Origin of the sequence: Burkholderia sp. SIMBA_062 (genome assembly GCF_046534765.1) — a bacterium.
GTDB lineage: Bacteria > Pseudomonadota > Gammaproteobacteria > Burkholderiales > Burkholderiaceae > Burkholderia > Burkholderia ambifaria.
Genome location: NZ_JAWRYD010000139.1, coordinates 1 through 376, shown reverse-complemented (window position 1 = coordinate 376; position 376 = coordinate 1). Strand labels below are relative to the sequence as shown.

At 67.6% G+C, this 376-nt stretch carries 1 protein-coding gene; it reads left to right on the top strand.

All coding sequences use genetic code 11. The annotated features are described in order from the left end of the window. A partial coding sequence (locus SB786_RS35750; protein ID WP_410731510.1) for a biotin/lipoyl-containing protein occupies positions 1 to 376 on the top strand: 376 nt, incomplete at both ends.

The following is a 376-nucleotide window of genomic DNA, read 5'->3' as shown; positions in this document are numbered from 1 at the left end:
GATGTCATCGAAGTCAATGTCAAGCCCGGCGACGTGATCGAAAAAGAGCAAACGCTCATCACGCTCGAATCCGATAAAGCCTCCATGGAAGTGCCCAGCGACGTCGCCGGCACGGTCAAGGAAGTCAAGGTCAAAGCCGGCGAGAAAGTCTCGCAAGGCACCGTCATCGCCATCGTCGACGCAGCGGCAGGCGCAGCCGCACCCGCGAAAGCACCTGAGGCAGCGAAACCCGCAGCCGCTGCGCCGGCACCGGCCGCAGCCGCTCCGGCACCCGCGCCGCAAGCCGGCAGCTACAGCGGCGCCGCCGACATCGAGTGCGACATGCTCGTGCTCGGCGCCGGCCCCGGCGGCTACTCGGCCGCGTTCCGCTCAGCCG